The 14,073-nt window shown below is 63.8% G+C and carries 16 protein-coding genes; 2 read left to right on the top strand and 14 right to left on the bottom strand.

The genetic code is table 11. The features are described from left to right. Nucleotides 1-292: 292 nt before the first annotated feature. From J3474_RS20875 to J3474_RS20855, 5 genes are all read right to left on the bottom strand, one after another. Complete coding sequence (locus J3474_RS20875) at nt 293-1,324, bottom strand: IS110 family transposase (RefSeq protein WP_207095464.1); 1,032 nt, start codon at nt 1,322-1,324, stop codon at nt 293-295. Nucleotides 1,325-1,689: 365 nt separating this feature from the next. Next, nucleotides 1,690-2,232, bottom strand: a complete 543-nt coding sequence (locus tag J3474_RS20870; RefSeq protein ID WP_308632992.1) for a lytic transglycosylase domain-containing protein — start codon at nt 2,230-2,232, stop codon at nt 1,690-1,692. Between the two features lie 31 nt (nt 2,233-2,263). Continuing rightward, a complete protein-coding gene (gene mobF, locus J3474_RS20865; protein WP_207095463.1) occupies nt 2,264-5,227 on the bottom strand; it encodes a MobF family relaxase in 2,964 nt (987 codons plus the stop codon). Beyond that, entirely contained in the window at nt 5,224-7,326 is a 2,103-nt protein-coding gene (locus J3474_RS20860; RefSeq protein ID WP_207095462.1) for a type IV secretion system DNA-binding domain-containing protein, read from the bottom strand. The genes mobF and J3474_RS20860 overlap by 4 nt, the downstream gene beginning before the upstream one ends. A gap of 58 nt (nt 7,327-7,384) precedes the next feature. Then, nucleotides 7,385-7,684, bottom strand: a complete 300-nt coding sequence (locus J3474_RS20855) for a CopG family transcriptional regulator (protein ID WP_207095461.1) — start codon at nt 7,682-7,684, stop codon at nt 7,385-7,387. Nucleotides 7,685-8,196: 512 nt separating this feature from the next. Here J3474_RS20855 and J3474_RS20850 point away from each other — a divergent pair. Next, nucleotides 8,197-8,505, top strand: a complete 309-nt coding sequence (locus J3474_RS20850) for a hypothetical protein (protein WP_242528520.1) — start codon at nt 8,197-8,199, stop codon at nt 8,503-8,505. Nucleotides 8,506-8,665: 160 nt separating this feature from the next. Here the strand turns inward: J3474_RS20850 and J3474_RS20845 are convergent, their stop codons facing one another. From J3474_RS20845 to J3474_RS20830, 4 genes are all read right to left on the bottom strand, one after another. Beyond that, on the bottom strand, nt 8,666-9,646 hold the full coding sequence (locus tag J3474_RS20845) for a DUF2493 domain-containing protein (protein WP_207095459.1): 981 nt from the start codon (nt 9,644-9,646) through the stop codon (nt 8,666-8,668). A gap of 431 nt (nt 9,647-10,077) precedes the next feature. Next, nucleotides 10,078-10,299, bottom strand: coding sequence for a DUF6117 family protein (locus J3474_RS20840; RefSeq protein WP_207095458.1), 222 nt, complete (start codon nt 10,297-10,299; stop codon nt 10,078-10,080). 68 nt (nt 10,300-10,367) lie between these two features. Beyond that, a complete protein-coding gene (locus tag J3474_RS20835) occupies nt 10,368-11,366 on the bottom strand; it encodes a DUF2493 domain-containing protein (RefSeq protein WP_207095457.1) in 999 nt (332 codons plus the stop codon). Nucleotides 11,367-11,460: 94 nt separating this feature from the next. Then, entirely contained in the window at nt 11,461-11,922 is a 462-nt protein-coding gene (locus J3474_RS20830; protein WP_207095456.1) for a DUF736 domain-containing protein, read from the bottom strand. Nucleotides 11,923-12,024: 102 nt separating this feature from the next. On the opposite strand from J3474_RS20830, the gene J3474_RS20825 reads away from it, so the two are divergent. Then, nucleotides 12,025-12,309 carry a hypothetical protein gene (locus tag J3474_RS20825; protein WP_242528519.1) on the top strand — a complete coding sequence of 95 codons (285 nt, stop codon included), beginning with the start codon at nt 12,025-12,027 and terminating at the stop codon, nt 12,307-12,309. Nucleotides 12,310-12,385: 76 nt separating this feature from the next. Here the strand turns inward: J3474_RS20825 and J3474_RS20820 are convergent, their stop codons facing one another. From J3474_RS20820 to J3474_RS20800, 5 genes are all read right to left on the bottom strand, one after another. Beyond that, nucleotides 12,386-12,598 carry a DUF5818 domain-containing protein gene (locus J3474_RS20820; RefSeq protein ID WP_207095455.1) on the bottom strand — a complete coding sequence of 71 codons (213 nt, stop codon included), beginning with the start codon at nt 12,596-12,598 and terminating at the stop codon, nt 12,386-12,388. 273 nt (nt 12,599-12,871) lie between these two features. Further along, a complete protein-coding gene (locus tag J3474_RS20815; RefSeq protein ID WP_207095454.1) occupies nt 12,872-13,093 on the bottom strand; it encodes a hypothetical protein in 222 nt (73 codons plus the stop codon). Next, a complete protein-coding gene (locus tag J3474_RS20810; RefSeq protein ID WP_207095453.1) occupies nt 13,090-13,479 on the bottom strand; it encodes a type II toxin-antitoxin system VapC family toxin in 390 nt (129 codons plus the stop codon). The genes J3474_RS20815 and J3474_RS20810 overlap by 4 nt, the downstream gene beginning before the upstream one ends. Continuing rightward, nucleotides 13,476-13,721: an AbrB/MazE/SpoVT family DNA-binding domain-containing protein gene (locus tag J3474_RS20805; protein WP_039286629.1), complete on the bottom strand. Its 246-nt coding sequence runs from the start codon at nt 13,719-13,721 to the stop codon at nt 13,476-13,478. Before J3474_RS20805 ends, J3474_RS20810 begins: the two co-directional genes overlap by 4 nt. A gap of 142 nt (nt 13,722-13,863) precedes the next feature. Beyond that, complete coding sequence (locus J3474_RS20800) at nt 13,864-14,070, bottom strand: hypothetical protein (RefSeq protein ID WP_067734561.1); 207 nt, start codon at nt 14,068-14,070, stop codon at nt 13,864-13,866. Nucleotides 14,071-14,073 lie beyond the last annotated feature (3 nt).

Genomic DNA, 14,073 nt, shown 5'->3' with positions numbered 1-14,073 from the left:
CAGCGGGTCGTCTAATCGCCCCTACGTCAAGCCCCATCCACAAATCGTTCAACGTGATGCCATGCGTGTGCCGGGAACAGGGTCGTCTACGCGGTCGACACAATCTTGATCGCCGCAGGATGGGTTCCGTAGCCGAGATCTTCCTATGTTCGTGACGCAATCCGCGGCAAAGGCAGTTGCTTCCCGCTTCGCGGAATGATCTCAACTGCGTCCCGGCAGGGACGGCTCTACGCGCCCCGAGAGGCGCTAACTGATGAATGTATTGAGAATGATGGCTTTGGCGTTCTGCGGATCAGGCGGGGACGGCGGCTCCTGCATTCGGATCAAACAGTTCGCCCGTTTTCAGCATTGAGTGCATGATCACTGCCAGTTTGCGGGCCAATGCAACGGCCGCCCGTTTGAATCCCAACCGCTCTTTCAGCGCCAATGCCCACGTTCGCAACGCGTTGGTCTCAGACGACCTGTTCAAGATCACGGACGCTGCCTCGTACAGCAGCGTGCGTAGCCTGGCGTCGCCACGCCGCGAGATGTGGCCTTCATAATCAACCTCGCCTGATTGATATCGCTTCGGTGTCAGCCCCACCCAGGCGCCTACGGCGCGCGAGTTCTTGAAATTGATAGAATCCTCGACCGCGGCCGCAAAGGCCGTGGCAGTGACCGTGCCCACGCCAGGCACCGAGGTGAGCAAACGGCAACGTTGGTCTGCACCCGCCATGACGACCAATTGCTTCGTCAACTCCGCCACGCGAAGCCGAATGTCACTCCAGGCTTTAAGAAGCGGCAGGATGATACGCGCCAGATTGTCTTCGCCTTCCAGAAGAGCCACGACGTTGCGTTCAAAGGCGCTGCCGGCGCCCTTGGGAACCACAAGGCCGAACGTCTTCAGCAGCCCGCGTATCTGGTTCGACATTTGCACCCGCATCTTCATGAGCTGGCGCCGGGCAGAGATCAGCGTCCTCATGAGCATGCTGTCGAAGCCTTTGACGCGAACCTCCCGATAAAAGCCCACTTCGGCCAAATGAGCCAAGCCATCAGCATCATTGGCGTCCGTCTTGTTCGCAGCCATGTCCAGCGCGGCCTTGGCATGACGCGCATCTATGCAAATCGCAGGCAAACCTTCCGCGGTCAAAGCGTGGTAAAACCAAACAGCCAGTGGCCCCGTCTCGAAAACCACCCGTTTTGCGCGGGGTGCCCGCTTGCGGATCAAGTCTGCAAGCAGCTTGGGATCAGATGCACACTTGCCGCGCCAAACGCGTTTGCCATTCTCACGAACCGATATCGAAGTGTCTTTTAGAGAAACGTCGAGTCCGATATGCTGATCCACGGTTGTCCTCCATATGATGCTGGGCCCGGTCCAAAATCGTGAGCCCGTTCTTCATCCTATCGGAGGGCAACCAACCTTTCAGTAATCCCGTGATTGTGCCTCAGTCGGCACCCTCCGCGATTACGTCATGTTCGTACATGTCGGCGGGAGCTGACATCAATGCGCTGAGACAGGTAGGTCAGCTATCCGATCGGGAACGCTCCGAAGCTGACCGAGCGCAAGGTCCCAGTCCTTGCCACAAAGCAGACCATTTTTACGGTCCCAAACTCGTACCTTGCAGATCTCAGGCTGAGAGGTGAATGGACGACACCATCCAACAGGTCATTCCTGGTCCGGAACGCCAGTTGGTCTGGAAGCCATTGCAATCAGGGTGCAGATAGCACCGGTGCGAAGGCACTTTCGCCAAACCGGCGTTTCAGGCGCTTTGCAACATTCAATGCATAGCGCCGCTGCCGCCAGCCTGTGGGACTATGGTAGACACCGACAGCCTTCCAGAAATCCCCAGTGTCGCTCAGTGCGGCTAGAAAAATCCAGCGTGCCGCTTCCACATTGAAACAGGCGTCGAAGCGCAGCCAATGGCGAACCTCAGGCGCTGGCCGGCCCACGAGTGCGGCGATCCTTGGCACCCACCAGGTGTTGATCTGCAAGGGGCCCAGATCGTGCGTGCCATTGGTGTTTCTAACCTCGGCGCCGATCCAGCCCGCCTCCTGGTCGCGCAGGCCCCAGAGGGTCTTTTCAAGCCAGGGACGGCCCGCTGCGGCGCCGTGGATGCAACCGGCAATACGGGCCTCATCGGCCTTACGTATTGCGGCATGCGCCGGTGTCACCATAAGCATGAGCGCCGACGCCGGCAGCCAAAGACGAGATACCTGCCCGAATAGCGTTGGTCGAAGGACATTGGCGAACATGGACGAACTCCCTCACGGTTGAGCAATGGCATCAGCGGTCGAAGCCGGATCGATCGTTGGATTTCTGGCGATCATGATCGGCGGTGGACGAAGCATGTCCCCTGCCCGCTTCAACATGACGGCGGCCGGAGCTGGCACGGCGATCAAGTGCCGATTTCAGGATACGATCCATGATTTCCGCAATGCCGCGCGCGCTTTCTGCGAGATGCTCACCCAGGCCCTGCGGTGAGCGACGCTGATCAAGCTGACGTTCCAGCAGTTGGTCGCGCCGGTCCTGTCGCAAGCGTTGCTGCACCTCTCGTGTCTGTGCCAAGCGTCCCGCATGACGATCAGCAAGGGCCCGCGCGGTATCGCGATCGAGCCTGCCCAGCCCCTCCAGCGCCGAAGTCTTCTTCCCTGATCGCGCTTCCAGCTTCTCGACCAGCTTCTTCTCACTTTCGGTCCAGAGCTTCACGCCAAGGCGCGCGCGGGTGATCGCGGTGTAGTAGTTCTGGCCATTGACCAATGCCGAGTTCACCGGCGCCAGCACATAGACCCGCGCATAGGTCTTCGACTGCGCGGAATAGACCGTCTCGGCATAGCCATGGTCCCAGGTCTTGTGCAGGGATAGGTCGATGGTCTGGACGCGCTCCCCGCGGTCCCAGCGGATGGTGGCAAGGCTACCGTCGAGCTTTTCGACCGTGCCCCGCTCGGCGTTCTTGATATCCAGTTCGCGGTTGACGAGCCGCCACTGGATGCGGTCGCCTTGCGCAAGGTCGCGCTCTTCACGGTGGAATACGTTGACGTGACGCGCTTGCCCCAGTCGCGGATCCCAACGGATTATCCGGCCATTCTCGTCGACAAGCCTCACAAGCTGGCGGCCATTGGCATCCTGGACGAGGCCGACGACGCGGTACTCGATATCACGGGCTATACCGGGGCCAGCCAGATCGCGCGCAAAAATCACGACCTGCCCGCCAGCATAGAAGCGCGCGAAGCGCTTTTCCTGGGCGGTCATGCCTGCGGGGGTGAGCACCGACAGGCGGGTATCGTCGGCCGCGATCGCGCTCTCGGACTTCAAGGTCTCGCGGATCTTTGCGTTGACCAGAAGCCGGGTTTTGTTCTCGAGCACGAGGATATTGGTCGTCTCGCGGGTCTCTGGCCCGAGCCGGGTCCATTCCTCGACGAGCCCCCCCGCCAGGCGCTCCGCGCTTTGCCCGCTCACCACCTTGTCGAGCCTTTCGAGCGAGGCAGCATAGTTGCCGGCGCGCGCCTCGGTCACCGCGACCTTCATCGTTCGCGTTTCCTGGCGCATCGATTCGGTAAGCTCGGCCGTCGGAAGCCCCAGGCGCTGAAGGAGCCAGAACGGCTTGCCCTGCTCGATCGCGCCGGTCTGCCGGTTGTCGCCGAGCAGGATGAGCCTGGCGCCCGTCTCCCGGCTGATCTGGAGCAGACGCTGTGCCTGCCGGTTCCCCAATTGCCCCGCCTCGTCGACCAGCAGGACATGCGTATCGGTGATCCCGTGCCCGCCGCCTGCCAGCAGGCTGGCGACGGTTCGCGCTTCCACACGGGCCCCGTCGCCTAGATTGGCGGCGGCCGAGGACGTCGGCGCCAGAGCGAGAAAGTGGGTTCCCGGTTCGGCCGCTTCGGCAAGCGTGCGCATCAAGGTCGATTTGCCTGCACCGGCGACGCCGTGGAGTCCCGTGACGCGGTCGCGCGACGATGCGAGCATGACCAGCGCCTGTTCCTGCGCCGGGTTGAGCCCTGCGGGTTCGAGCCGTGCCAGCAGGCGATCGGACGAAGCAATCGGCCTGGCATCGCCCAGCGCAAGCGCGAGTTCGCGCGACAAGGTCTGCTCGAGCCGGGCACTGCGCCGCGTCGTGCGCCCCCGGGGCAGTGTGCGGTCCCCGGTCGGCTCGCGCGCCGCAAGCAGCTTGCGCCGCGCCTCGTGTTCGCCGATCAGCGGACGGACATCGGAAAGGCGCACCTCCCCGACATGGCTTGCGAGCGCATGGCGATGGAGTAAGCCGAGGTTCGAGACCGCCTCGCGGGTTTCGGCCTGGCGGATCCCGAAGAGGGCCGCGCGCCTGGCAGCGAAAGGATCGGTCTCGCGGCCCTCCCCGTCCCGGTCCGCTGCCCGGGCTCGAAGTTCGTCCAGATCCTTCGCATAGGGCCTGGACCGCTCGGCCCACTGCTCCTTCAGGTCCTCGATCCCGGCTTTCGCCTTGGCGCCGCGCGTTTCGTAGAAGGAGGCGCGCCGCGCGGCCTGCCCTGTCAGCCCGTGTTCCTGTGCATGGGCATCGATCTGCCGGGAGCGCCGCGAGGTGTCGCGGATGAAGTCTTTGGGGACACCGGCGATCTCGAAGAGGCCGCGGCGCGGATCGAACTCGATCTCGAAGCCCTGCGCGCGAAGGTCGCGGGCAAGCTCGTTGCGATAGACCTGGCCCGCAGCCATCTGCTCGGCGAACATCGCCCGGGTTTCGAGGCTCGCCAGCGGCGCTTCCGGTTCGCGACTGGTCATATTGAGGACGACGACGTGGGTGTGCAGATGCGGGTCGAGTTCGCGGCTCGCGTGCTCGGTGAAGCGCGCGAAGAGCAGCCGCCCGGTGGTCTCGTGGATGATCTCGCCATCCTCGCGCCGGCGCAGCGCGGCATGTTCCTCCAGATAGGAGAGCGCCGTCGTCACCGCGCGCTCGTGCGCCTCGATGATCCGGTGATCGCCCGCGACCAGCGCCATGATCGAGACCGACTTGGGCGCATTGACCGCAAAGTCCCACCCGGGATGGTGCTGGATTTCTCCGTTCGCGCGGTGCCGCCCGAGTTGCTGCCCGGCCACGCGCCCGGCCAGCAGTTCGGTAAAGACATGGGGCTCGACCCTGCCTTCCAGCCCGAGTTCGGGCGCGAGCTTGCCGCCCCATTCGCTCGGTTCGCTGCCGCCCTTCGTGTAGTAGTCGCCCACCGTATAGTAGCGCGCGATATTACCCGATGTGCCCGTAAGGCGGCGGGGATGGATCATGCCGGGCGCGCCTTGCGATGAGGCCCACCGGCGCGGTCATAGACATTGATCTCGATACGCGGATGGCCGCGGCGCGGTGCCAGCGTGAAGTCCCGGACCTCCCGCGGCGACCGCGGATCAGCGCCCTCAGTGCTCTCGCCGTGAGCGGGTTCGCCCGGCGCGGCGGCATCTGCGGGAGCATCTCCACCCGGCCGGGGCGCCTTCCCGAAAAGATCGGGCTGCGCGTCATTCTCGCCGTTCGTTCCGGGCGATGGGCGCTGCTTGCCCGGCCTCTTCGGCGATTTCTGCGCGGTACGCGCCTCATCCGGTTCGCAGTGCTCTTCCGTCTCCTCCTCGGCACGAAACGAGGCAATGATCGCCTCGCTGTCGCTGTCGCGCACCGGCGGGCAACCGCGTTCCACAAAGCCCTCGGCAATCGTCGGTACGGTGTTGAACTTGTCCCTGAACCGGACCACGGGCAGATCACGCCCGAAGCGCAGGTAGCCCGACAGATTGGGGAGGTTGGTGACCTCGGTATGCATGACGAGCGGGCGGGTCACCTGCATGCGCGAGAGGTTGACCCCGTCGCGCATGTCGTTGACGCCGTAGGACATGCCTTCGTTGGCCTCGATCTGCTCGACCTGGCCGAGATTTTCCGAAACATGCCTCGCGGTGGGGGTATCGTTCGCGCGCAGCGCCACCCAGGTCGAGCAATAGCCGGTAATCGCCGCTGCATCCTGGATACCGTACGTCGCCTCGAGCTGGGGATAGGACTGGAAGCCGAGGATGCCGCAGCCGCCATACTTGCGCGCGCGGGCAAGGAAGTCGGAAAGCGAAGGCAGCTTCTGCAAGGACGGAAGTTCGTCGATGACGCAATAGAGGCGCCGCCTGCGATCGGGCGCGAGGCTCATGATCGCCGAGATGGCAATGTCGAGCCAGACGGTGATGAGCGGGCGCAGAGAGGCAAGCTGGTCGGCCTTCACGGTGATGAAGAGCCAGTTGTCCCCCTCCTCGTTGCTCACCCAGTCGCGGATCGAAAGCCCCGTGCGGGTATCGTCGAGGTAGGAGAAGCTGCGCATCACCGAGGCGAGTTCGGCCTGGATACCGGCTGAGGTCCGCTCGCCCTCGAGGCTGATGAAGGCGGCGGCATCGGTGCCGGCAGCAAAGGCGGCAAGGTCCTTGAGCCGGGAGCGAAGCAGCCGGTCGAGGAGCACCGAGACCAGCATCTCGCCTTCGCGCGCGAGCTTCCTCAGGACCGCGACAAGCGTCCCGCGCGCGGCCTTGGCCCAGAAGGGATCGCCCGCCTTGTCGGGGATCGTCGATTCCGCGATCTGGTCGTAGTGGTACTCGCGCGGAACGTCGCCCCAGGGCGACCAGCGGGCCGTGCGCGCATCGAGCGGATTGAGGATGATGTCCTTGCCCGGCCGGTAGAACTTTTCGACGAATGTCCCGGCGGTATCGTAGACGATCGCGCGCCGGCCTTCCTTGCGGATGCCCTCCAGCATCTTGACGATGAGGTTGGTCTTGCCGGTGCCAGGCGCCCCGCACAGGAGGACATGTTCCGGCTCGAAGGCATCGGGAACCGGCACTCCGCCGATCCTGAGGCTCCCCTTTTCGAAGGTCGCCAATGCGCGGCGCACCTGGCGGATCGTCCCGAACCTTGCGCCGCGCAGGTATTCGTTCGATCCCAGCCCTCTGCCGGTACGGGTGAAGGCGAACCACGCGCAGGCAAGCACTCCGAGAGAAACCGCTCCCGTCACGAGTGCTCCATGGATGAGTTCGACTTCGAAAACGTGGAGGGTGCGGGCCGCGATCGGCGATGCCATCAACCAGTCGGCCGAGGTCCAGTACTGGTAGCCGGCGGGCGTCCTGAAGAGGACCGGATCGTTCGCGCCGGGCGCGGCGTCGACCTTGAAGCCCGCCTCGATGAGCTTGACCAGGACGTAGCGCTGATAGTCTGTGGTATGTTCCAGAACCCACCACACCGTCAGCATCACCCAGATCGCCAGACTTGCCAGGACGGTCTGGAAGAAGACCTGCGTGGTCATGCGGACATTGTGAACGATTGACTGGCCGCCGCGCGTCCAGCTCCCCAGGGTGTCGTTGCGAAAGATGCTCACGGCCGCCCCTCCTTCGTACCCGCGGCACAGGACGGCCCGCGCGGCGATAGTCCCCCACTCACTGGTCCTGCTCCGGTCCGAGAAGGCCCCGCTCGCCGAGGATCACCCTCGCATCGGACATTCCACGTTGCAGCAGTTCCGGCGAGCGCGCGCCGATCGAAGTCGCAAGCAAGGTGAGAATCTGGATGGAGGTCGCCAGCACCTCGTCCTGCGAGGAATAGATGTAGCGCCCGTTGGGATCGGCCGCTTCGGTGACGACCGACCGCACGAATGCAGAAAGGGAGAGGTTTGCCCCGTACGCGCGGCGCTGCAGGCGCGAGTACAGGGTGTCGTCGACCCGGACGCTTATTCTGGGCATGCCGTCGCTCCGTTGTGGAGCCCGGCGTCAGGATGTCATGAAGCGCGCCTTACATAGCCGAAGCTGGCGGATTTCTCAACAGATTCAACTGGACTACGCGTCATACCGGGCAATAATCCGAGATTCCAAGAGGTTGGCAGATCACGCCGGAAATCCGGTATGACGCGTAGTCCGCTGCGCGTGTCCGGTGGGTGACACGGCATCCCTCGCAAGCCTTTCAAAACGCGCGCGAAACCGGCGCAGCACCCGTGCGTACGGTGCATTACATAACGGCCACGGCCGTGCGTCCTTCCTTGCGCAGCGATTTCTCGCTGCGTCGCCACGTCCCGGAAGGGGCGCGGCTCCCCCGAAGGGGGCCTTGTCCTTTCGCCGGTGGGACACCGGCAGGCTGATCATGGTGCCGCATAGGGGAACCTTCGAAGTCACGATGACCTCCCAGTCCAGGGATTGCAGGCCGCCTTCGGGCGGCAGATAAAGGGGGCGGCGGGCAGACCATCGAAGGATCGATGGACATGCCCAAGAAGACCGACCGCGAACGCCTCGCCGACCTTGAAGCTCGCCAACGCATGATGGCCGAAGAGGTGGAAAAGACCCGCCGCGCCCTGCGCGGCAAATACGCCCAGATCGTCACCGGCCTCCCCGTTGAGGAGCTCACCGAACGGGAATTTTACGACCTGCTTGCTGCCGCGATCCGGAGTGGCGGCGCAGCTGCTGTGACTGCCCTTCGCGCTCTCCCGGAGGTGAGCACTTCCTCCCAGCGAAGTACTCTCCGCCATACGAAGTCATCCCGCAGGGATGGCCCAGCGACGAGCATGGCGTAGCCACGCGCAGGAGGCCGGAGCCACATTTGTGGCTCCGCATCGGCCCCGCGACGGGCGCGAAGCCGGAGGGCTTCGGGTCCCTGAGCGGGGGCGATTTCCACGCGGGCAAAAAGAAGGAGACCGGCCGAGCCGAAGCCCGACCGGTCCCGTTCCTTGCCGCCTACGCCGCCGCCCGATTGGTGCGCTGGTCCTTCAGCGCGAAGAAGTGCGCCGGTATCCGCTTTGCCCTCACCTCACGGGCAAGATGCGACTGCAGCCCGGAGCCCTCGCAGACGATCGCTTCGACCGGACGCAGGCCCAGGAGCTGCTCGTTGCGGGCAAACCCCGCCCGCTTGCCGAGACGCCGGTCAAGCGTGAAGGCGATGAGCATGGTGCCACTGCGCGCAGCCCAGGCCGCCGCGATGGCATCGCAGCCCTTGTCCTGTGCGGTGGTCGCCAACACCATGTTCGGCACGCGCGCCTTCACCGCATCAAGCGCGTCCGTCAGTAGTGCGTGATCCTCCCATACCTGCCCTCCCGAGAACACCACCACCGGACCTTGCGGGGCGTGCGCCTCGGCCTTGCGCATCCGCCGCGCGGCGAGAAAGTCCTGCGCGGCAATGACTGACGCGGTGCGCTTGGACGAGACCAGCGATCCCCTCGGGGAAGACCATGGACGACCGCTTTCGGCAAGGTAGGTTGCCGCTGCGTGGTCGCGCATGTAGGCCACCGCTTCGCGCGCTTCGTCGAGGGACTGGCAGAGCACCTGCGCCTCCTCAAGTTCACTCATCAGCACCTCGCTGCCGTCGGCATCGCGAGCGAGATCGCGCACCTTCATCGCCGCCCGGTCGGCTTCGCCGTCGAGCTGTTCAGCCACCTTGTGGAAGGAGTTGACGATCCCCCAGGCGAGACGCGGCGCGAGGCTTTCGATGCGGGTATCGCGCAGCACGTCGAAGAGCGTGGCGACCAGCATTTCGGTGGCGAGCTGGGCCTGCATGGCGTCCGGCATGTCACAGGTAAGTTCGTCTTCGGCGACACCCATCCGGCTCGCATCGAGGCTGGTTTCGAAAGCGGTAGAGAAGCCATCGGCCGGCGTCAGGGTTTCCGCAGCAATGAGATCGGCGATTTCTGAAAAGTCGCGAACGGTGCGCTTGGTGTTCATCGTAGCCTCCTTGAATTCAGGAAAAGAGGCTTTCCCTCCTGCACGGGCTGCGAGCGCCGGGGTCAAGGACCGGGCGCAGCCCGGCCGCGAAGCGGGCGACGGAGGAACCGATTTGCGAAGCAAATTGGAGGGGCCGTCGATCCTTGAGGCCGGGGCTGACCCCGTGCCAAACTTGGACTTGTTGGAAGAGAGAATAATACACAACGCCTGCCCCATACGCCCGAGCCTTGGCATGGGCTCGATGCCCATGACGGGGCTTTTGACAGCCAAGGGTTGCATCTTTGACGGACGGATCAGCGGAAAGTGTGAATTCCCCGGCAGCACAAAAATGGGCTGGCGCGCGAGGAGTGCGGCCAGCCCGAATTGTCCAGTTCAGTCGCGCGGACGAGTTATGTCCACGGCGGCGTTATCACGCGGTCGGAGGTGCGCCATCACCCCGGATCAGGCGGAAGGTAGGCGTCAAAAGGGTTCCCTTCCTGGAGATGCCCGAAGGGCGTCATGACGTAGTCGTCCCCGTCGCGGCCCACAGCCGTTACGACATAGCGGGCAACGCCGGTCTGGGCATCCCTGCACTCCAGAAGCGCAAGATTGCCATCGGCTGCTGCGCGAAGCAGGGTTTCGAAATTGCGGCGATAGGGTTCAGGGATTGCCATGCGAACCTCCTGTTATGGGAATATGATGGGGCGGGCCAATGGCCCTTCCCCGGATGATCACGCTGGCCTCACGCCAGCATGCGTGGGACAACGGCGTCAGCGATCTGGTCCGCCTTGCGGAAGGCATGGATCGGAACATTGGCCTCGCGCAGAACCTGGTAGAGATTCGCCTGAAGACCCGATCCTTCGCACAGTAGTGCTTCGACCGGCTTCAATTCAGCAAGCTTGCGGTTGCGGGTAAACGCCGTCTTGCGTCCCGAACCATAGAGCCCGTAGGCGACCAGAGGCACGCTGTTCTCCGGACGCGCTGCCCAGGCCGCCGCGATGGCATCGGCGCCCTTGCGCTGTCCGGTCGTCACCAATGTCATGTGCGGTACGCGCGCCTTGATCTCGTCGAGCCGTGCCCACAGTGTTTCCCAGTCGTGCCATTGGGCGGGGCCAGAGAACACCACGATTGGTCCCCTGGGACTGTGCTTCTCGCGCGCGGTCAGTTCGCGGGCACGCAGGAAGTCCAGCGCCGCGATCTGGCTGGCGGACGAGGCCGATGAAGCCTTGCTGCCGCGCGCCGGGGACCATGGCCAGCCCGACTGCACGCGGTACATCTCGGCGGCATAGTTGCGCATGCATTCGATCGCGGCGCGCTGCTCGGCCAGCGACTGGCACAGGAGCTGCTTTTCTTCGAGCTCGTTGTTGTAGATCTCGCTCATGTCAGGATGGCGCGCCAGATCACCCAGTTCGAGCGCGATGGCGTCCTCGCGACGTTCAAGTTTTCCGGCGACGAAGTGGAAGCTGTTGACGAAACCCCAGGCGATTTCGGCGCCAAGCGGCTCGAGCCGGGTGCCGGTGAAAAGGTCGAAGATCGCGGCGATCACCCCGCCGCATTCGGCCTGCGCTGCGAAGGGTTCGGGCATGTCATGTTCACCCGGTTCCTCGCCCGGCTGGGTGATGGAAACGGCAAGCGGCTCCCCGAAGGCAGCCTGGAATTCCGGAGTGGCGGTCATCTCGGCATAGAGGCTCTTGAGGTCGGCGAAGCGATCGACGCTGCGCGTGAGATTGGTGCTGGTCATGGCAGGGTGCCTTTCACATCTCGGGATCTGGACAAGAAAAGGCCGGAGGCGCTGATTGCGCCCCCGGCCTTCACGAGGTGCTGTTCGTGCAGGATCAGAACAGCGGTTCGTCGCCCTCATCGGCGCCCGCGCCCATCAGCGCGCCATCGGCGCCTGCGGTGCTGCCGCCGAAGCCTTCCTGTCCACGCTCGTCGTAGGAGCGCTGCATCCCGCCAAAGCCTCCGGCGAACTCGGACCGCATCGTCTCGCGCCGCCAGGCGATGGTGTAGCCGCCGTCTTCGGTCGGGAAGAGCGCGACGGGCAGCGGTTCGGGAAGGCCCGGATCATCGACCGATCCGGCGAGGAAGGCTTCCCCGGTCTTCTTCGAGAAGGCCTCCCAAAGCGCACCGATCTGCACCCAGCGCCGGGCGACGTTGAGCGCCAGGATCTCGTAGGCAGGCGCGCGGTCGCTCATGCTCTCGACCTTGCGCAAACCGATACGCGGCAGGTCGATGGTGCGGGTAGCGATGGCTCCGGTAAGGCGGCCATTGACGTTGCGAATTTCTCCAATGTTCATGATCTTCACTCCTTGATGATGTCGCTCTCGAACCAATTTCTTCGCGACACTTTCTCCGAACCTCCTCTCCTCTATGTCCCGCCCTCGCGGCCTTACCCCCGCGTGGCCGGGCGCAACGCCCTCGCATCGCGCGCCGCACCGTCCGCCAACCTGGGCGGACTGGCCGGCTCCTCATTTCAGGGGTATTCTTGGGCGATGGACTCGGAAACGCTTCGCACCGTCGCGGACCTTGCCCGCAAGCGCGCAGCGCGCGGGTGTTCAGGCGCGCATCGCGACGGCATGATGCGGCTGGGCGCGGCACGCGCCCTCACCCAGCTTGCTGTGGATCTCGAAGTTTCCGCGGCCGAACTTGAGCGCACTACCGGTTCGCGGCGAAGACGGAACTGATCAGCGCCCCGTGGATAGAAGGGCCATCCGGTCGCGTTCCGGATCACCGCACCACAGATGCAGTGAGCGTTGAAGTTCAGACTGTAGCTTGGGCAATCCAGGTTAGCACGAGGCGGTCTGGTCCGGCCATCTGGCCCTCGGCGACAACCTGTTGGTCATGGAATGGGGCAAGGTCGTCCTCGGAAACGAGGAAGATCAAATCCCCATCGCCCGTTTCGAGAACGGCGCTGCGGCCGTTGAGACGCAGCAAGCCCGTCAGACGGCGATAGGTAGGATGGTGTGACGCCATCAAACCATGGCTTTCGAGCGCGACGCACCGTGCGCGCCGAAGCGAGCGCGAAACGTCCAGCAATTGATTCGCAGCAAGACCATGCGCCCCCTGTCCGGCGATCCTCCGCAATGATCAAGGCTTAACATATGGCCGATGCTATCCTGGTGTTTGCGCGTCGCGGTGCAGAAGGAAGCGGCTAACCGGACGAAAATATCTTGCCGAGATCGCGAGCGATGACGGCAACGGTCTGGATACGGCCTGCTTCCGCCTCAGGCAAAAAGTGCAGATCCATCATTTGTTCGTAGCGCCGGCGGCGATGCCGGCGATGCACTTGCGGGCGTTCGCGAATACCTGATCGCCGGAAATGCCGGGACCGCTGGTAGCACCATGCTCGATCTCGGCGCGAAGCGCATCGAGCCGCCCCTGACGCGTTGCTTCCTGTTCCTTGGCCAAACCAAGGCTATCGCTGGCGGTTCGACGATAGGGTCGGCGGCCCGTTCCATCGGTCTTCACCGAATGGCGACCACTTCAACACCGACCTTTTCGGCAACTGCGCTCCACTGTCGGTCCGATGTCCAGGCCGGCACATTCTCGATCGAGGCCAGGGCGAGACAAAAGCGGTCGCCCAGGGACAGCCCGGCGTCAGCAGTCAAGGCACGCAAGTGCCCCGCAAGCCGTGCGGTATCGGCATCAGCCGGGACAAGGGCGATTGGCAAGGGATGCAGCATGTCATCCACTTCGTGTGGAGGCATACCATTGTGAATGAAGTGACTGACGACTTCCGCGTAGTTGACCGCGCTCATGCGCGCATCGCCAAGCGCTTCGGCCACCTTGTCACCGCCCGGCTCCTCCCGGAGCATGGCCAGGAGTGCAGACGCATCGAGAATGAATGCGCTCATGCCCCGCTGTCTTCACGCCGGTTCGCGAGAAACGCATCGACCGAGGCATCAGGCCGGTCAGCGGTATATTTCCGGGCGAGCGCCCTCGCATGCGCGACTGACTGGGCGACAGTGCGCAGGATCACGCCGTCAGGGGTTTCCTCGACGATCAGCGAGCCGCCACCTGCAAGGCCAAGCCGCTTGCGGATATCGGCGGGCAAGCTCAGCCTGCCACTAGGTGTAATGGAAATCTGGATTGTCATAGAACAGGCCCATATGGCTAATGATCAATATTGTGACATGAATGATAATGTATGCCACAATTTGCAAATCCTGTCATGCATCAAAAATCAAAGCTCGGCGCGACAACGCTTGACGGCAGCAGGCGCGGCGAATGGCCGCCCTTCATGCAACAAGTGCGAGAATGATCTCATCATTTCCAGGCGCCAGACAGCTTGTGCGGATCGGTTGAAATGGATTGCCGGTCCTGACGATGAACTGGCGCAGACCCGTTTGCTGGCGCGCGCGGAGGGCAACATTATAAGCCCGATCAAAATTTGTGAGTTCTGCCCGGCGCGGCGATAGCGTGCAGCCGGTATCGGCATTGTGCATGGA

This window comes from Novosphingobium sp. PY1 (genome assembly GCF_017312445.1).
In the GTDB taxonomy this organism is placed as follows: domain Bacteria; phylum Pseudomonadota; class Alphaproteobacteria; order Sphingomonadales; family Sphingomonadaceae; genus Novosphingobium.
The sequence above is the reverse complement of the archived record's forward strand: the minus strand, read 5'-3'. Positions and strand labels throughout refer to the sequence as shown.